The organism is Microbacterium candidum (assembly GCF_030315975.1).
GTDB classification, from domain to species: domain Bacteria; phylum Actinomycetota; class Actinomycetes; order Actinomycetales; family Microbacteriaceae; genus Microbacterium; species Microbacterium candidum.
Window position 1 is genome coordinate 610,736 of record NZ_JASXSZ010000003.1, and the last position, 16,880, is coordinate 627,615.

A 16,880-nucleotide genomic window follows, 5' to 3' on the forward strand; every position below is an offset into this window, starting at 1 on the left:
AATCGACAGCTCCGACGAGATTCTCCCAGAAACGCTCGATCAGTCCTCGGCGATGGCGATCTGGGCGAACAGGTCCGCGTCGATGGCCTCGCGTACCTCGGCGAGAAGCTCGTCCGGCACCGGCGAGTCGACCGTGAGGAGGGACAGCGCCTGGCCGCCCGCCGCACGCCGCGCGATCTGCATCCCCGCGATGTTGATGCCCGCCTCGCCGAACTTCTGGCCGTAGACCGCGACGATGCCGGGGCGGTCGGTGTAGACCATGACGATGTGGTGCTCCTCGATCGGGAGCTCGAGCGCGTAGTCGTTGATGCCGACGAGCTTCTCGATCTGCTTCGGGCCGGTGAGGGTGCCGGACACGGCGAGCTGCGAGCCGTCGGACAGCGCGCCGCGCAGGGTGATGACGTTGCGGTACTCGGGGCTGTCGGCATCCACGAGGAGTCGGGTCTCGACCCCGCGCTGCTCCGCGAGGAGCGGGGCGTTCACGTACGACACGGTCTCGCTCACGATGTTCGTGAACAGGCCCTTGAGAGCAGCGAGCTTCAGGACGCTGACGTCGTAGTCGCTCAGTTCGCCGTGCACCTCGACGTCGAGGCTCGTCAAGGGCGACTGGGCGAGACCGGCGAAGATCTGGCCGAGCTTCTCCACGAGCGGGATGCCGGGGCGCACATACGGGTCGATGACACCGCCGGCGACGTTCACCGCGTCCGGGACGAGCTCGCCGCCGAGCGCGAGGCGCACGGAGCGGGCGACCGAGATGCCCGCCTTCTCCTGCGCCTCATCCGTCGAGGCGCCGAGGTGCGGCGTGACGACGACGTTCGGGAGAGACAGGAGCGCGGCCGCCGTGCCGCCCTCGGCGGGCGGCTCGCTCGTGAAGACGTCGAGACCGGCGCCGGCGATCTCGCCGGCGGTGAGGGCGGCGTGGAGGGCCACCTCGTCGATCAGGCCGCCGCGCGCGACGTTGACGATGAAGGCCGTCGACTTCATCGCGCGGAACTGGTCGGTCGAGATCATGCCGGTCGTCTCGGGCGTCTTCGGCATGTGGATCGTGACGAAGTCGCTCTCGGCGAGCAGCTCGTCGAGCGTCACGAGCTGGACGCCCAGCTGCTGGGCGCGGGCGCTCGTGACGTACGGGTCGTAGGCGATGACGCGCATGTCGAAGGCCTGCAGGCGCGCCGCGATGAGCGCGCCGATGCGGCCGAGGCCGATGATGCCGACCGTCTTCTCGAAGAGCTCCGTGCCGGTGTAGGCGCTGCGCTTCCACTGCCCGGCGGTGAGAGACGCGTGGCCGGCGGGGATGTGGCGGGCGAGGCTCAGGATGTGGCCGATCGTGAGCTCCGCTGCCGAGACGATGTTGGACGTCGGTGCGTTCACGACCATCACACCCGCGGTCGTCGCGGCCTTGATGTCGACGTTGTCGAGCCCGACGCCGGCACGGGCGACCACCTGCAGCTTCGGGGCGGCGGCGAGGGCCTCCTCGTCGATCTTCGTCGCCGAGCGGATGAGGACCGCGTTCGCTTCCGCCAGTGCCGACAGCAGCGCCGGGCGGTCGGTTCCGTCGACGGAGCGGACGTCGAAATCGGGCCCGAGGGCGTCGATCGTGGCGGGAGAGAGTTCTTCGGCGAGGAGGACGACAGGCTTGGGCACAGAGGGACCCTTCAAGGAGCGCGTTCGGGGATGCCACGCCGCACGCCATCGGGGCGAGACAGGGTCAGCCTACCCTGGGCTGCGATGCGCTCCGTGCCGTGTGACGCCGTCTGACGGCTCGTCAGGATCCGAGCAGCGACCCGCCGTACACCGCGCTGTAGGCGACGATGTCGAGCCAGAACACCGACACCAGGGCGAGCCCGGTGAGCAGGATCGCCGCGAACGGCAGCGCGCGTCTGCGCCAGCCGAGCGCGAACGCACCCGCGAACACGAGGATCGGGAGCACGACCGGCAGGAGGAGCACGAACCAGCCGTAGCCGTTGAGACCCAGTGGGCCGCTCGCCTGCGAGATGAGGAAGGCGACGGCGTTCCAGAGTGCGTAGGCGTAGAAGAGCCCGAACGCTGCCGCGATGACCGCGATGAGCCATGTCGGCATCGCGGCGCGGCGCTCCGGGCGCCCAGAGGTGGATGCATCCGTCGTCATCATCGTCCCACCGCCCCGAGCATGATGAACGGCCACGGCAGAAGCAGGGCCGCCCCGCCGATGAGCCACGCGAACCGCACCCAGGCACGGGAGCCGGCCGTCAGCCACAGCGTCGTCAGGAACCACAGCGCGGGGGCGGCGACCGCGAGCCACAGGCTCACCTGGTAGCCGACCGGCGCCACGAGATACTTCGCGGTTCCCTCGAGACGCAGCCCGCCGACGATCCAGCCGATCGTGGCGAGGAGGTACACGCCGCCCAGCACGCCGAGGGCGATGAGCGCCCCGTTGCCGATGGCGGGCGTCTCGTCGTGGTCCCGGTGGGACGTGTCCTGGGCCGCACCTGACGATGCCGCATCCCCGGCCTCACCGGTGTTCACGGTCTCCGCGCCCCTGCCGACGGCGGTGAAGCCTTCGGGAAGCACCGGCGTCGCCGGCGCAGGCTCTTCGGGCTCGCCTGCGTCTGACTCTTCGTCTGACTCTTCGTCTGACGGCGTTCCGACGTGCAGCGTCGGATCGTCTTCGTCGCCCCAGGAGAGGGCGTCGTCATCGGGTCGGGCGGTCACGCCCCCAAGCGTACCGGCGCCGAGCGGGCGTCACCGGCTCGCGGCGGCCGTCGCCGCGACGGCTGCCGCGACGAGGTCGGGGTCGGTGACCTCGAAGGCATCCACTCCCCCGCCCGGGCCGCTCGCGCCGCGCTCGGCGGGCCGCGAGGCGGAGAGGTGCACAGCATCCACACCCGCCGCGACGAGCGCGGGAATGACGTCGATCGCAACGCCACCGCCGGCCATGATCTCGAGTCGGCCGGACGCTTCGCGCACCATCTGCGCGAGCGTGTCGACGCCTTCGCCGCTGCGCGCTGCGCCGCCCGAGGTGAGCACGCGGCACACGCCCAGCCCGGCGAGTGCGGCGACGGACGCGACGGGATCGACGGACGCGTCCACCGCCCGGTGCACGGTCACGTCCAGATCTTCTGCCACGTCGATGAACCGACGCAGCGTGTCGACGTCGAGGGTGCCATCATCCGTCAGCGCGCCCACGACGACGCCGGACGCACCCATCATCACGGCGGCGCGGATGTCGCGCACCATCGTCTGCACCTCGTCGGGAGCGAACACGAACCCGCCGCCGCGCGGGCGGATCAGCACGTTGACGAATCCGTCGAGTCCGGAGGAGATCTCCACAGCGTCCGCGATGAGTCCCGCCGAGGGCGTCAGTCCGCCGAGCCGCAGGCCCTGCGTCAGCTCGATGCGCGTGGCATCGGCGTCGACCGCGATCCGCACGCCTTCCGCGCTCTGGACGGCGATCTCAACGGCGACGGGGCGTGCGGTCATCGCACCAGGCTAGACCTGCGGGAGGCCGCATCCCCCCGCTCGTCACGTACGAACGGAGGGATGCGGCGCCCTGCATCAGAAGACGGGCACCCCGCCCTGGACGAGTCGCCAGTTGACGACGTGGAAGTCCTTGGGATCGATGACCCCGGCCGCCGTCGCGTAGGCGACGATCGCCTCGCGGATCGCCACCTGCGCGTTGTAGATGACCGGTGCCGTCGCGATGTGCGGGAATCCGCCGCCGCCGGACTGCCGGTAGTTGTTGATCGCGACGACGAACTTCTGGTTCGGGTCGACCGGGGCGCCCTGCCACGACAGATTCAGGATGCGGGATCCGACCGGCTGTGCGACGTCCACGTCGTAGACGACGCCGGAGAACTGGTCGTAGTTGTAGTCCGGAACGGTCGACGTGGACCCGACCGGCCAGACCGCGTTCGTCAGCTTGCTCGTGTCGACCGCCGTGCCGACCGGGACCTGGTTGTAGTACTTCGCGGAGTACTCCAGGTAGTCCTTGATCTCGGCACCGGTGAGCACCGATGCCATCAGGGTGTTGTCGTAGATGTACAGGCCCGCGATGTCGCGGATCGTGACCTGTCCCGCAGGGAAGAGCGCCGCCCGGCTGAACGGAGCGGCGATCGAGACGATCGGGAGGGATGCCTCGGGCGTCCCGGCGATGGCCTTCGCCACGGTGTCCGTCTGCACCTTGTTGATGTAGTCGAGGATCGCGGTGTCGGTCCAGCAGGCAGCGGCCGCCGACATGGCCTCGGTGGAGGTCGCGACGGGCTTGTTGACGTAGGCGACCACCGCGTCGTGCTGCGCCTGCACGATCGATACGAGCGCCGGGTCGTCCGCCACCGTGTTGGTGTTCATGACGTTGATGCGCTTGTCGGCGATCACCCACCGTCCGTGGACGAACTCGAGATCGAAGTCGAAGATGCTCAGACGCTCGCCCCAGCAGACGGGCTCGCTCATCGCGACACGCTGCGCGGCGGGAATGCTCAGATCGTCCGGCCACCAGCGCTTCCGCTCGACGTGCGCGTGGCCGTACAGGATGGCGTCGATGCCGGGCACCTGCTGAGCGAGCAGCAGTGCGGCGTTCTCGTTAGGGAGGTCGTTCCCGTACGAAGAGGTGCCCGAGTCGCCCGAGTGCACGCTGACCATGAGGATGTCGACGCCCTCACGGCGGATGATCGGCACCCAGCGCTTCGCCGTCTCGATGATGTCGAGGACCTCGACCTTGCCGCTGACGTTCGCCTTGTCCCAGATCACGACACCGGGGTTCGTCATCCCGAGCACGCCGACGCGGATCGGCTGGCGCCCCTGCAGCTTGATGGTCTTGATCGTGTAGGGCTTGTAGGCGGGCACGGTCGTTCCGGCGCGAACGGCGTTCGCTCCGAGGACGTCCGCATCCATCTGCGAGATCCACTTGTCGAGGAACTCGAGGCCGTAATTGAACTCATGGTTGCCGAGCGCGACGGCGTCGTATCCGATCGCGTTCATCTGCGCCGCCATCGGGTGGATCGCGCCGGTCGTCGTGATCGGCTCCACCGTCGCGTAGTAGAAGCCCAGGGGCGTCCCCTGAATGGTGTCGCCCGCGTCGAACAGCAGCGTGCGGTCGCGCCCCCGATCCGCCCGGATCTGGTTCACGACGCTCGACACGCGTGCGAGTCCAACAGCGTTGCTCGGGGTATCCGGGAACTTCGGGTTGAAGTCGTTGTAGACCGCATCCTTGTAGTAGTCCCAGTTGAGCGCGTGCGAGTGGATGTCGGAGGTCCCCATGACCGTGATCGTCACCGACTTGTCCGACATGCCCGGCTTGGCGGGACTGCCGTCCGCCGCCTGCGCAGCACCGGGGTTCGCCACCCACCCGGCCGCCGCGAGGGCGCTCGCCGCGGAGACGCCGGTGATGAATCCACGGCGGCTGACGCTCGATCGTCGCTCCTCGAGCGCCTCATCGGGGATCGCGCAGCTGCACCACCGGGGTTCGGGTGCGCTGTCGTGGCGGTGGGGTTCGTGAGGTGTGTGTTCTCCCATGAACAGCGATGCAACCATGCTGAGCGTTCGCTGACAAGAACCTATTGATGAACTGTTTCTCACGAACTGCGGGACGGCGGTGGGAACGGAAGGATGCCGTTCCCACCGCCTGCGCCCGCGATCATGAGCGACCCGTCCATCACGCGACGGACGCCGCTCGGAATCGGTCTGCGCGGGGCCCCGCACGGTGGAACCAGACCCAGAACGGGACTGCCTTCGGCGGCTTCACCACGACGCCTTCCGGCCACGCGTCCGCGCGGCGGATCAGCTCCGCTTCGCGGACCAGGTCAGCGGTGCGCTGCCGTCCGTGACGGTAGCTCGCTTCGTATTCGATCGACATCTTCCTCACCCCCTCTCGCCTGTACGAGATCAGTACTTGCCAGGAGCGCGCCGCCTGTCGCCTGATACGCGGACGAGCCCGACCCCTTCTGGGACCGGGCTCGTCGGGACGACGGGGGTCAGCGCGCGGCGGAACCCTCGGTGTAGTCGGCGTCCTGCTGCTTCCAGGCGAAGAGGGCCCGCAGCTCGCGACCGACACCCTCGATCGGGTGCTGCGCGGCCTCGGCGCGGAGGCGGTGGAACTCCGGTGCGCCGGCATCCTGGTCTCCGATGAAGCGCTCGGCGAAGGCGCCGGACTGGATGTCGGCGAGCACGCCCTGCATGTTCTCCTTGACGCGCGGGTCGATGACGCGCGGGCCCGAGACGTAGTCGCCGTACTCGGCGGTGTCGGAGACCGACCAGCGCTGCTTGGCGATGCCGCCCTCCCACATGAGGTCGACGATGAGCTTCAGCTCGTGCAGCACCTCGAAGTAGGCGATCTGAGGCTGGTAGCCCGCCTCGGTGAGCGTCTCGAAGCCGTACTCGACGAGCTGCGACACGCCGCCGCAGAGGACGGCCTGCTCGCCGAACAGGTCGGTCTCGGTCTCCTCGGTGAACGTCGTCTTGATGACGCCGGCGCGCGTGCCGCCGATCGCCTTCGCGTACGACTTGGCCGTCTCCCACGCGGAGCCGGAGGCGTCCTTCTCGACCGCGATGATGTCCGGGATGCCGCGGCCGGCGACGAACTCGCGGCGGACGGTGTGGCCCGGTGCCTTCGGGGCGATGAGGATGACGTCCACGCCCTCAGGTGCCTCGATGTAGCCGAAGCGGATGTTGAAGCCGTGAGCGAAGGCCAGCGTCTTGCCGGGGGTCAGGTTGTCCTTGATGGACTCGCTGAAGATCCCGCGCTGATACTGGTCGGGCGCGAGGATCATGATGAGGTCCGCCCACGCGGCGGCGTCGGCGACGTTCTTGACCTCGAAGCCCTCCTCCTGGGCCTTCTCAATCGACTTCGAGCCGTCCTTCAGCGCGATGACGACCTCGACGCCCGAGTCGCGCAGGTTCTGCGCGTGGGCGTGCCCCTGGGAGCCGTATCCGACGATCGCGACCTTCTTGCCCTGGATGATCGACAGGTCGGCGTCGTCGTCGTAGAACATTTCAGCCATGGTGTGTGCTTCTCCTTGATGTTTCGGTCCCCGAGCTTGTCGAGGGGTCGTGGCCGGCCCTTCGACAAGCTCAGGGACCGGAGGTTCTGATCAGCCGCGCAGGACGCGCTCGGTGATGCTCTTGCCGCCGCGGCCGATGGCGAGCAGGCCCGACTGGGCGAGCTCCTTGATGCCGAAGGGCTCGAGCGCGCGCAGCAGCGCGTCGACCTTGCCCTTGTCGCCGGTCACCTCGACGACGATCGCGTCGGGTGCGTAGTCGACGACGGACGCACGGAAGAGGTTCACGACCTCGAGCACGTTCGACCGGTTGGCGTTGTCGGCGCGCACCTTCACGAGCATGTGCTCGCGCTGGACGGAGGCCGCGGGGTCGAGCTCGACGATCTTGATGACGTTGATCAGCTTGTTCAGCTGCTTGGTCACCTGCTCGAGCGGGAGCTCGTCGACGTCGACGACGACCGTGATGCGGGACAGCCCCGGCACCTCGGTCACGCCCACGGCGAGGGACTCGATATTGAAGCCGCGGCGGGCGAACAGCCCGGCGACACGGGTCAGCAGACCCGGCTTGTCCTCGACGAGGAGGCTCAGCACGTGGCTCGTCATCGCTCAGTCCTCCTGCTCGTCGAAGGCCGGCGAGTGGTCGCGGGCGTACTGGACGTAGTTGTTGCTGACACCCTGTGGCACCATCGGCCACACCATCGCGTCCGCGCTCACCACGAAGTCGATGACGACCGGACGGTCGTTCGTCTCGAGGGCGAGCTTGATCGCGGCGTCCACATCCTCTTCGCGCTCGACCCGGATGCCGAGGCATCCGTATGCATCCGCGAGCTTGAGGAAGTCGGGGATGCGCACCGTACCGTGGCCCGTGTTCAGGTCGGTGTTCGAGTGGCGCCCGTCATAGAAGAGCGTCTGCCACTGCCGCACCATGCCCAGCGACGAGTTGTTGATGATCGCGACCTTGATGGGGATGTCGTTGATCGTGCACGTGGCGAGCTCCTGATTGGTCATCTGGAAGCAGCCGTCGCCGTCGATCGCCCACACCACCCGGTCGGGCTCGGCGACCTTCGCGCCCATCGCCGCCGGGACGGCGTAGCCCATCGTTCCGGCGCCGCCGGAGTTCAGCCACGCGTTCGGCCGCTCGTATTTGATGAACTGCGCCGCCCACATCTGGTGCTGCCCGACGCCGGCGGCGTAGACCGCCTCGGGCCCGGTCAGCTCGCCGATGCGCGAGATGACGTACTGCGGCGACATGTGGCCGTCGGTCGGCTGTGCGTAGCCCAGAGGGAACTCGTCGCGCAGGCCGTCGAGGAACGACCACCACTCGGTGAGGTCGGGCGCCCCGGACTCGGACGCGCCCCGGAAGGCCGCCTCGAGGTCGACGAGCACGTCGCGCACATCGCCCACGATCGGAACGTCCGCGGTGCGGATCTTCGAGATCTCGGCCGGGTCGATGTCCACGTGAACGACCTGCGCGTGAGGGGCGAACAGCGCCGCCTTGCCCGTCACGCGGTCGTCGAAGCGCGCGCCCAGGGCGATGATGAGGTCGGCCTCCTGCAGCGCGAGGACCGCCGGCACCGTGCCGTGCATGCCCGGCATGCCCAGGTGCTGCGGGTGCGAGTCGGGGAACGCGCCGCGCGCCATCAGCGTCGTCACGACCGGTGCACCGGTCGTCTCGGCGAGGGCGAGCAGCTCGGCCGACGCGTGCGCGCGGATCACGCCGCCGCCCACGTAAAGGACAGGCTTGCGGGCCTCGGCGATGAGCTGCGCGGCGGCCTGGATCTGCTTGCCGTGCGCCTTCGTCACGGGACGGTAGCCGGGCAGGTCGATCTTCGGCGGCCACACGAACGGCACCTCGGTCTGCTGCGCGTCCTTCGTGATGTCGACGAGCACGGGACCCGGGCGGCCCGTCGAGGCGATCTCGAACGCCGCCGCGATCGCGCCGGGGATGTCCTCGGCGCGCTTCACGAGGAACGAGTGCTTCGTGATCGGCATCGTGATGCCGACGATGTCGGCCTCCTGGAAGGCATCCGTCCCCATGAGGGTCGAGAAGACCTGGCCGGTGATGCAGACGATCGGCACGGAGTCCATGTAGGCGTCCGCGATCGCGGTGACGAGGTTCGTCGCGCCGGGACCGGACGTCGCGATCGCGACGCCGGTGCGACCGGATGCCGAGGCGTACCCCTGCGCGGCGTGGCCGGCGCCCTGCTCGTGCCGGACGAGGATGTGGCGCACCGACTCCGCATCCATGAGCGGATCGTAGACGGGCATGATGGCGCCGCCGGGCAGGCCGAAGACGTCGGTGACGCCGAGCAGCTCGAGCGAGCGGACGACGGCCTCGGCACCCGTGATCACGGGTGCAGTGGCGGGGCGGGCGGGTGGCCGCGGCACGGCCGCGGTGGTGTCTGCGGGCATGGAAGTGACCTTCTGCAGAGATGGATGGATGTCTGAACGGCCTCAGCCCGTGACGGCGCCTTCCGCGGCGGAACGCACGAGCTTGGAGTATTTGGCCAGGACGCCACGGGTATAGCGCGGGGGAAGCGGCTCCCAACCCTCGCGGCGGGAGCTCAGCTCGCTCTCATCGACGAGTAGGTCGAGAGCACGAGCCGCGATATCGACCCGAATCAGATCACCATCGCGCACGAGTGCGATGGGACCAGCGTCCACCGCCTCGGGTGCTATGTGGCCGATGCACAGGCCGGTTGTGCCACCTGAGAATCGACCGTCTGTCAAGAGTAGTACATCCTTGCCGAGCCCTGCGCCCTTGATGGCGGCGGTGATCGCAAGCATCTCGCGCATCCCGGGGCCGCCCTTCGGGCCCTCGTAGCGGATGACCACGACGTCGCCGGCGGCGATCTCGCCCGCTTCGAGGGCGTCCATGGCGGCCCGCTCGCGCTCGAACACGCGGGCGGGGCCCTCGAACACCGAGGCGTCGAAGCCCGCCGTCTTGACGACGGCGCCCTCGGGGGCGAGCGACCCGTGCAGGATCGTGAGGCCGCCGGTGGCGTGGATCGGATCGTCGAACGTGTGGATGACGGTGCCGTCGATCGGGTCCGGGTTCAGGTCGCGGAGGTTCTCGGCGAGCGTCTTGCCCGTCACGGTGAGCGCGTCGCCGTGCAGGAGGCCCTCGTCGAGCATCGCCTTCATGATCACGGGGATGCCGCCGTGTCGGTCGACGTCGTTCATGACGTACTTGCCGAACGGCTTCATGTCCGCGACGTGCGGGACCTTGTCGCCGATGCGGTTGAAGTCGTGGAGGCTCAGTTCGACGCCGGCCTCGTTCGCGATCGCGAGGAGGTGGAGCACGACGTTGGTGGAGCCGCCGAGCGCCATCGCGAGCGCGATCGCGTTCTCGAACGCCTCCTTGGTCAGGATGTCGCGCGTGGTGATGCCGAGGCGCAGCAGGTTGACGACGGCTTCGCCCGACCGGTGGGCGAAGTAGTCGCGGCGACGGTCGGCGGCGGGCGGCGCGGCGGAGCCCGGGAGCGAGAGACCGAGCGCTTCGGCGACGGAGGCCATCGTGTTGGCGGTATACATGCCGCCGCATGCGCCCTCACCGGGAGCGAACGAGCACTCGATGCGCTTGAGGTCCTCCGGGGTCATACGGCCCGCGAGACAGGCGCCGACGCCCTCGAACGAGTCGATGATCGTGATGTCCTTCTCGGTGCCGTCCGACAGCTTCACCCAGCCCGGGGCGATAGATCCGGCGTAGAGGAAGACGCTCGACAGGTCGAGACGGGCGCTGGCCATCAGCATGCCGGGGATCGACTTGTCGCAGCCCGCGAGCAGGACCGTCCCGTCGAGGCGCTCCGCCATGACGACGGTCTCGACCGAGTCCGCGATGACCTCGCGCGAGACGAGCGAGAAGTGCATGCCCTCGTGGCCCATCGAGATGCCGTCGGACACGGAGATCGTGCCGAACTGCAGCGGGTAGCCGCCGCCGGCGTGCACGCCCTCCTTCGCGCCCTGCGCGAGCCGGTCGAGGCTCAGGTTGCACGGCGTGATCTCGTTCCAGCTGGACGCGATGCCGATCTGCGGCTTGTCCCAGTCCTCGTCGCCCATCCCCACGCCGCGGAGCATTCCCCGCGAGGTCGTGGCTTCGATGCCGTCCGTGACGACGCGGCTGCGGGGTTTGATGTCGATGGAGTTATCCGGCTGGGCCATGAAGGGATTCTATTGCCGCGCGGCGACGCGTCGTTCCGCGAGTCGGGCGAGCACCTCAGCCAGCTGAGGGATGCCGGAGACGCTCACGCGGGCGGCGGTGGGGCCGCCGCCGACACGGATGCCGAGATCCTGCGGGCCGAGGCTCTGCAGGGCGTCCTCGTCGGTGACGTCGTCGCCGGCGAACACCACCGCCGTCGCTCCCGTCCGCGCCCGAAGCTGCGCGATCGCGCCGTCCTTGCCCTCGTGTCGGAACGCGAACTCGAGGATGTCGTGACCGCTGCGCCGGCGCCAGTGCCCGGCGACCGGGGCGACGAGCGCCTCGACGGCGTCGCGCGCAGCCGCGGCGGTCGCGGCATCCGCGCGTCGCGTGTGCACCCCGAAGCCGAACGTCTTGGGCTCGATCCACACGCCCTCCATGCCGGCGGTCGCGTGCTCGGCCTGCGTGCGCAGCCGGTCGCGCAGGGCGATGTCGGCCGGGTCGTCCGGCGTCGCGCGGCGACCCTCGCCCGGAGTCCACGTCTCCGCACCGTGAGATCCCGCCAGCAGCACGGGCGAGTCGTCGACGTGCTCGGCGATGAGACGGAGATCCGGGATGCTGCGCCCGGAGACGAGGGCCACCGTCGTCGCCGGCGCGCGCGTCAGCGCGACGACGGCATCCCGGGCCTCCGGAAGCATCCGGGCGCTCATCGGCTCGTCGACGAGCGGCGACAGCGTGCCGTCGAAATCGAGGGCCACCAGCAGCAGCGCCGTGCGCGCGACGTCGTCGAGGACGCGGTCGACGTCGGAAGACGTCATCCCCGGCTCCCCTGCCAGCGACGCGACGCCTCCAGCGTCGCCAGGAAGGTGCGCGACCACGCGGCGACGTCGTGCTCCCGGACCCGGCGCCGGAGTACCCGCATCCGTCTCCCCTGCTCCGCCGCGGGCATCTCGACCGCCCGCATGATCGCGTCCTTGAGGCCGCCGATGTCGTGCGGGTTGATGCGCAGCGCGCTGCCGAGCTCGTCCGCCGCACCGGCGAATTCGCTCAGCACCAGCACGCCCCGGTTGTCGATGCGCGAGGCGACGTACTCCTTGGCGACCAGATTCATCCCGTCGCGGAGGGCCGTGACGAGCATGACGTCGGCCGCGAGGAACAGCGCCACCATCTCCTCGCGCGGATACGCCTGATGCAGGTACCGCACGGCCACGTGGTCCATCGTGTCGAAGTCGCCGTCGATGCGGCCCACCATGAGCTCGATCTCGTCGCGCAGCTGGATGTACGCGGCGACCCGTTCGCGGCTGGGGCTCGCGACCTGCACGAGCGTGACGTCCTCGACGCTGAGGCGGCCGTCCTCGAGGAGCTCGCCGTATGCCTTCAGCCGGTGCCGGATCCCCTTCGTGTAGTCGAGACGGTCGACGCCGAGGAGGATCTTCCGCGGATTGCCGAGGCTCTCGCGGATCTCCGCGGCACGCGCCTGCACATCGGGGCGCTCGGCCATCTCGATGTACGACTGCGTGTCGATCGAGATCGGGAACGCCTTGGCGAGGGCGACGCGGGTCGTCCCGTCCGGCTGCGGAACGTGGATGCCGCTGGCCCGCGTGACGTAGCGCAGCTGGCGCCGGACCGCCCGCGCGAAGTTGCCTGCGTCCGCGACGCGCTGGAACCCGATGACGTCGGCGCCGAGGAGCCCCTCGAGCACCTGGCGCCGCCACGGCAGCTGCGAGAACAGGCCGTAGGCCGGAAACGGGATGTGGTGGAAGTACCCGATCGTGAGGTCCGGCCGAGCCTCGCGCAGCATCTGCGGCACGAGCTGCAGCTGATAGTCCTGCACCCACACGGTGGCACCCTCGGACGCGACCTCGGCGGCCGCCTCCGCGAACCGGCGGTTGACGCGCACGTACGCGTCCCACCACACGCGGTGGTACCGCGGGGCGGCGATCACGTCGTGATACAGCGGCCAGAACGTGTCATTGGACATGCCCTCGTAATAGAGCTCGACGTCCTCGTCCGACAGTGCCACGGGAACCAGTTGGGTGCCGTCGAAGACGAAGGGATCGAGCTCGCCGCCGGCCTGGCCCGGCCAGCCGACCCACGCTCCGTCTGCTTCGCGCATGACCGGCTCCAGCGCCGTCACGAGGCCGCCGGGAGAGCGCCTCCAGCCCCCGACCTCATCTCGGTCGACAGGCAGCCTGTTGGCCACGACGACGAATCCGGCTCGGTCCACGTGGCCTCCCGCCTTCGGCTGTCCCCAGGCTAACAGGGGCCGCTAACGTGGTCCCATGCGCAAATACGTCTTCGGCACGGGCATCATCGGCGCGGTGACCACGGGTCTCGAGATGCTGCGCCAGCTGCGCGACGGGCAGCCGTTCACGTGGCGCACGGCGCTCATCTGGGCGAGCTGGGGCATCACGCTGGCCCTCGCGATCGGCGCGATCGTCGATGTGCGCCGCGAAGAGGTCGCCGAGCAGGCCGAGAGCTCGAACTGATCAGAGATCGATCTCGTAGTGGACGAAGCCGGTGAGCTTCGCCACCTTGTCGTAGAGGGTCCGCGCCGTCGCGTTCGACTCCTGCGTGAGCCAGTACACCTGTGCGCAGCCGTGCGCTTCGGCCCACTCGCGCACGTGCGCGATGAGGGCGCGCCCGGCTCCTGAGCCGCGCGTGTCGGGGGCGACGAACAGGTCCTCGAGGTAGCAGTACGACCCCGTCGTCCAGGTGGAGGGCTGGGGCAGCCAGTTCACGAACCCGATCGCACGCCCGTCGTCGTCGCGGGCGATGGCGCCGTGCATCCCCTCACCCGCGACCAGGCGTGCGAACGTCGCCTCGGTGACGTCGTCGGCGAGGTCGCTCTCGTAGAACGTGAGATAGCCCTGCCACAGGGGCAGCCAGGCGTCGTGGTCGGCAGCGGTCAGCGGGTCGATGCGCATGGCACGACCGTAGACCCTCCGCCGGTCTCAGCGGGTGAGGATCAGCGCGTCGCCCTGCCCGCCGCCGCCGCACAGCGCGACCGCGGCCGTGCCGCCGCCGCGCCGGACGAGCTCGTGCACCATGTGCACGACGAGGCGGTTGCCGGACGCGCCGATCGGGTGGCCGATCGCGATGCCGCCGCCGTGGATGTTCACGACGTCGCTGGAGAGCCCCAGCTCGCGCTGCGACCGGGCGACGACGGCGCCGAACGCCTCGTTGATCTCGACGACATCGAGATCGGCGGGGGTGATCCCCTGCTTCTCGCACGCCTTGCGGATCGCGTTCGCGGGCTGCGCGTGCAGCGAGTTGTCGGGCCCTGCGACCTGCCCGGATGCGCCGACGACGGCGAGGACGCGCCATCCGTTGGCGTCCGCATGCGCGCGCGACGTGAGCACGACGGCGGATGCGCCGTCGGAGATCTGCGACGAGTTGCCGGCCGTGATCGAGCCGCCCTCGGCGAAGGCGGGGCGGAGCTTCGACAGGCTCTCGACCGTCGTGTCGGGGCGGACGCCCTCGTCGGTCGTGAGGAAGACCGGCTCGCCGCGGCGCTGCGGGATCTCCACCGAGACGATCTCGTCGGTGAAGACGCCGGCGTCGGTCGCCGCGGCCGCGCGCTGGTGCGACAGTGCGGCGACGGTGTCCTGGTCTTCGCGGGTGACCTCGTAGGCCGGATTGAGGCGCTCGGTCGATGCGCCCATGCTCTCGCGGTCGTACGCGTCGGTGAGCCCGTCGTACGCCATGTGGTCGAGGACCTCGATCGTGCCGTACGCCCAGCCCTCGCGGGAGCCCATCATGAGATGCGGCGCGCGCGTCATCGACTCCATGCCGGCCGCGACGACGACGGATGCGTCACCGAGGCGGATCATGCGGGCGCCGTCGATGATCGCGGTGAGGCCGGAGAGGCAGACCTTGTTGATGGATGCCGCGGGCACATCCCACCCGATCCCGGCGCCGATCGCGGCCTGGCGGGCGGGGTTCTGTCCGGCACCCGCCGGCAGGACCTGCCCGACGAGCACCTGGTCCACCGCATCCGCCGGGATGCCCGCCTTCTCGAGGGCGCCCTTGATGGCGATGCTGCCGAGCTGGACCGCGGTCAACGGTGCCAGCTGGCCCTTGAGGCGGCCCTGCGGCGTGCGGGCGGCTGCGACGATGACGACGTCGTCCATGTTCATGAAATCCATTCTCGTTGCTGTTGTGCTGGGGGGCTCGGCTCAGACCGCGATCGTGAGCGGCGGTTCCGTGGCGGCGACGACCTCGTCGACCGTCACCCCGGGCGCGAGTTCGACGAGCACGAGCCCGTCGGATGTGACGTCGATGACCGCCAGGTCGGTGATGATGCGGTCGACGACGCCGCGTCCGGTCAGCGGCAGGCTGCAGGCATCCACGATCTTCGGCGTGCCGTCTTTCGCGACGTGCTCCATCAGCACGATGACGCGGCCGGCGCCGTGGACGAGGTCCATCGCGCCGCCGGGGCCCTTGACCATCTTGCCCGGGATCATCCAGTTCGCGAGATCTCCCGCGGCCGACACCTGCATGGCGCCGAGGATGGCGGCGTCGATCTTGCCGCCGCGGATCATGCCGAAGCTGAGCGCCGAATCGAAGAACGCCGCACCCGGAAGCGTCGTGACGGTCTCCTTGCCGGCGTTGATGAGGTCGGGGTCGACGTGCTCCTCGGCGGGGTACGGGCCGACGCCGAGGAGGCCGTTCTCGGACTGCAGCACGACGGTGACGCCAGCGGGCACGTAGTTCGGGACGAGAGTGGGCAGGCCGATGCCCAGGTTCACGTACGAGCCGTCGGCGAGCTCGCGCGCAGCGCGCGCGGCCATCTCCGTGCGGGTGAGCGCCATGGTCATGCTCCTTCCGGGCCGGCGGCCGGCGCGGCGACCGTGCGGCGCTCGATGCGCTTCTCGATGTCCGGCCCCACCTCGACGATCCGGTGGACGTACACGCCGGGAAGGTGGATGCGGTCGGGGTCCAGCTCCCCCGGCTCGACGAGCCGCTCGACCTGCGCGATGCACACGCGCCCGGCCATCGCGGCGAGCGGGTTGAAGTTGCGCGCGGCCTTGTTGAAGATCAGGTTGCCGTGGCGGTCGCCCACGGCGGCGTGCACGAGGGCGAAGTCGGTCGTGATGGCCTCCTCGAGCACGTAGTCGCGCCCGCCGAACGAGCGGACGTCCTTCGCGGGCGAGGCGACGGCGATGGTGCCGTCGGGGGCGTAGCGGCGCGGGAGCCCGCCCTCCGCGACCTGGGTGCCGACACCGGTCTGCGTGTAGAAGGCGGCGATCCCGGAGCCCCCGGCGCGCAGCTTCTCGGCCAGCGTTCCCTGGGGCGTGAGCTCGAGTTCGAGGTCGCCCTCGAGGAACTGGCGCTCGAACTCCTTGTTCTCGCCCACGTACGACGAGGTCATCTTGCGGATGCGGCCGGCGTTGAGGAGCACGCCGAGACCCCAGTCGTCCACTCCGCAGTTGTTGCTGACGATGCCGAGGTCGGTCGTCCCCTGTGCGAGGAGCGCCTCGATGAGGATCATCGGATTGCCCGAGAGGCCGAATCCGCCGACGGCGAGACTCGCGCCGTCCGCGATGTCGGCGACCGCCTCCGCGGCGCTCGCCACCTGCTTGTCGATCAAGGCCACTCCTTCGTGTCGCGCGTGTGCAGAACTCCTCCGATTCTCGGCTCCGGCGGCCGTCTCGGCGGCTCCGCGCCGATCCCGTTCGGAACTGAGGAGTTCGTGCTCTCGATCCTCTTGGCAGGCGGTTTCGCCGCGCCACCCCGCGCTTGCCATGTGGAGCACACCGCGGATATCG

General features: G+C 69.6%; 17 protein-coding genes. 1 reads left to right on the top strand and 16 read right to left on the bottom strand.

Annotated elements, in window-relative coordinates:
• Positions 1 to 39: 39 nt before the first annotated feature.
• From serA to QSV35_RS12380, 12 genes are all read right to left on the bottom strand, one after another.
• Positions 40 to 1,644 (bottom strand): phosphoglycerate dehydrogenase, encoded by a 1,605-nt coding sequence (gene serA, locus QSV35_RS12325; protein WP_286289048.1) that lies wholly within the window; start codon positions 1,642 to 1,644, stop codon positions 40 to 42.
• Positions 1,645 to 1,765: 121 nt separating this feature from the next.
• Positions 1,766 to 2,131: a bacitracin resistance protein gene (locus QSV35_RS12330; protein WP_286289049.1), complete on the bottom strand. Its 366-nt coding sequence runs from the start codon at positions 2,129 to 2,131 to the stop codon at positions 1,766 to 1,768.
• Positions 2,128 to 2,691 (bottom strand): DNA polymerase III subunit gamma/tau, encoded by a 564-nt coding sequence (locus QSV35_RS12335; protein ID WP_286289050.1) that lies wholly within the window; start codon positions 2,689 to 2,691, stop codon positions 2,128 to 2,130. The genes QSV35_RS12330 and QSV35_RS12335 overlap by 4 nt, the downstream gene beginning before the upstream one ends.
• A 30-nt stretch (positions 2,692 to 2,721) precedes the next feature.
• The gene (locus tag QSV35_RS12340) at positions 2,722 to 3,459 is read right to left on the bottom strand and encodes a copper homeostasis protein CutC (RefSeq protein ID WP_286289051.1); all 738 of its coding nucleotides are present in this window, start codon (positions 3,457 to 3,459) and stop codon (positions 2,722 to 2,724) included.
• 75 nt (positions 3,460 to 3,534) lie between these two features.
• Entirely contained in the window at positions 3,535 to 5,490 is a 1,956-nt protein-coding gene (locus QSV35_RS12345; RefSeq protein WP_286289052.1) for a bifunctional metallophosphatase/5'-nucleotidase, read from the bottom strand.
• A 139-nt stretch (positions 5,491 to 5,629) separates the two neighbouring features.
• Positions 5,630 to 5,830 carry a hypothetical protein gene (locus QSV35_RS12350; RefSeq protein WP_286289053.1) on the bottom strand — a complete coding sequence of 67 codons (201 nt, stop codon included), beginning with the start codon at positions 5,828 to 5,830 and terminating at the stop codon, positions 5,630 to 5,632.
• Positions 5,831 to 5,948: 118 nt separating this feature from the next.
• Complete coding sequence (ilvC, locus tag QSV35_RS12355; protein ID WP_286289054.1) at positions 5,949 to 6,974, bottom strand: ketol-acid reductoisomerase; 1,026 nt, start codon at positions 6,972 to 6,974, stop codon at positions 5,949 to 5,951.
• A 90-nt stretch (positions 6,975 to 7,064) separates the two neighbouring features.
• Positions 7,065 to 7,574: an acetolactate synthase small subunit gene (ilvN, locus tag QSV35_RS12360; protein ID WP_286289055.1), complete on the bottom strand. Its 510-nt coding sequence runs from the start codon at positions 7,572 to 7,574 to the stop codon at positions 7,065 to 7,067.
• Between the two features lie 3 nt (positions 7,575 to 7,577).
• Positions 7,578 to 9,383, bottom strand: a complete 1,806-nt coding sequence (locus tag QSV35_RS12365; RefSeq protein WP_286289056.1) for an acetolactate synthase large subunit — start codon at positions 9,381 to 9,383, stop codon at positions 7,578 to 7,580.
• A gap of 42 nt (positions 9,384 to 9,425) precedes the next feature.
• Positions 9,426 to 11,132 carry a dihydroxy-acid dehydratase gene (ilvD, locus tag QSV35_RS12370; RefSeq protein ID WP_286289057.1) on the bottom strand — a complete coding sequence of 569 codons (1,707 nt, stop codon included), beginning with the start codon at positions 11,130 to 11,132 and terminating at the stop codon, positions 9,426 to 9,428.
• A gap of 9 nt (positions 11,133 to 11,141) precedes the next feature.
• Positions 11,142 to 11,927 (bottom strand): trehalose-phosphatase, encoded by a 786-nt coding sequence (gene otsB / locus QSV35_RS12375; RefSeq protein ID WP_286289058.1) that lies wholly within the window; start codon positions 11,925 to 11,927, stop codon positions 11,142 to 11,144.
• Positions 11,924 to 13,336: an alpha,alpha-trehalose-phosphate synthase (UDP-forming) gene (locus QSV35_RS12380; protein WP_286289059.1), complete on the bottom strand. Its 1,413-nt coding sequence runs from the start codon at positions 13,334 to 13,336 to the stop codon at positions 11,924 to 11,926. The genes otsB and QSV35_RS12380 overlap by 4 nt, the downstream gene beginning before the upstream one ends.
• Positions 13,337 to 13,391: 55 nt before the next feature.
• On the opposite strand from QSV35_RS12380, the gene QSV35_RS12385 reads away from it, so the two are divergent.
• Complete coding sequence (locus QSV35_RS12385; RefSeq protein WP_286289060.1) at positions 13,392 to 13,598, top strand: hypothetical protein; 207 nt, start codon at positions 13,392 to 13,394, stop codon at positions 13,596 to 13,598.
• On the opposite strand, the gene QSV35_RS12390 is transcribed toward QSV35_RS12385, so the two are convergent.
• The 4 genes from QSV35_RS12390 to QSV35_RS12405 are packed head-to-tail and all read right to left on the bottom strand — an operon-like array spanning position 13,599 to position 16,702.
• Entirely contained in the window at positions 13,599 to 14,036 is a 438-nt protein-coding gene (locus tag QSV35_RS12390; RefSeq protein WP_286289061.1) for a GNAT family N-acetyltransferase, read from the bottom strand.
• A 27-nt stretch (positions 14,037 to 14,063) separates the two neighbouring features.
• Positions 14,064 to 15,248 (bottom strand): acetyl-CoA C-acetyltransferase, encoded by a 1,185-nt coding sequence (locus QSV35_RS12395; protein ID WP_286289062.1) that lies wholly within the window; start codon positions 15,246 to 15,248, stop codon positions 14,064 to 14,066.
• Positions 15,249 to 15,287: 39 nt separating this feature from the next.
• The gene (locus QSV35_RS12400) at positions 15,288 to 15,923 is read right to left on the bottom strand and encodes a CoA transferase subunit B (RefSeq protein ID WP_286289063.1); all 636 of its coding nucleotides are present in this window, start codon (positions 15,921 to 15,923) and stop codon (positions 15,288 to 15,290) included.
• Between the two features lie 2 nt (positions 15,924 to 15,925).
• On the bottom strand, positions 15,926 to 16,702 hold the full coding sequence (locus QSV35_RS12405; RefSeq protein ID WP_286289065.1) for a CoA transferase subunit A: 777 nt from the start codon (positions 16,700 to 16,702) through the stop codon (positions 15,926 to 15,928).
• Positions 16,703 to 16,880: the final 178 nt, after the last annotated feature.

Coding starts and splice junctions, on each gene's coding strand:
- QSV35_RS12330 (WP_286289049.1), bottom strand. CDS start 2,131: ATGATGACGACGGATGCATCCACCTCTGGGCGCCCGGAGCGCCGCGCC.
- QSV35_RS12340 (WP_286289051.1), bottom strand. CDS start 3,459: ATGACCGCACGCCCCGTCGCCGTTGAGATCGCCGTCCAGAGCGCGGAA.
- QSV35_RS12345 (WP_286289052.1), bottom strand. CDS start 5,490: ATGGGAGAACACACACCTCACGAACCCCACCGCCACGACAGCGCACCC.
- QSV35_RS12350 (WP_286289053.1), bottom strand. CDS start 5,830: ATGTCGATCGAATACGAAGCGAGCTACCGTCACGGACGGCAGCGCACC.
- ilvC (WP_286289054.1), bottom strand. CDS start 6,974: ATGGCTGAAATGTTCTACGACGACGACGCCGACCTGTCGATCATCCAG.
- ilvN (WP_286289055.1), bottom strand. CDS start 7,574: ATGACGAGCCACGTGCTGAGCCTCCTCGTCGAGGACAAGCCGGGTCTG.
- QSV35_RS12365 (WP_286289056.1), bottom strand. CDS start 9,383: ATGCCCGCAGACACCACCGCGGCCGTGCCGCGGCCACCCGCCCGCCCC.
- ilvD (WP_286289057.1), bottom strand. CDS start 11,132: ATGGCCCAGCCGGATAACTCCATCGACATCAAACCCCGCAGCCGCGTC.
- otsB (WP_286289058.1), bottom strand. CDS start 11,927: ATGACGTCTTCCGACGTCGACCGCGTCCTCGACGACGTCGCGCGCACG.
- QSV35_RS12385 (WP_286289060.1), top strand. CDS start 13,392: ATGCGCAAATACGTCTTCGGCACGGGCATCATCGGCGCGGTGACCACG.
- QSV35_RS12390 (WP_286289061.1), bottom strand. CDS start 14,036: ATGCGCATCGACCCGCTGACCGCTGCCGACCACGACGCCTGGCTGCCC.
- QSV35_RS12395 (WP_286289062.1), bottom strand. CDS start 15,248: ATGAACATGGACGACGTCGTCATCGTCGCAGCCGCCCGCACGCCGCAG.
- QSV35_RS12400 (WP_286289063.1), bottom strand. CDS start 15,923: ATGGCGCTCACCCGCACGGAGATGGCCGCGCGCGCTGCGCGCGAGCTC.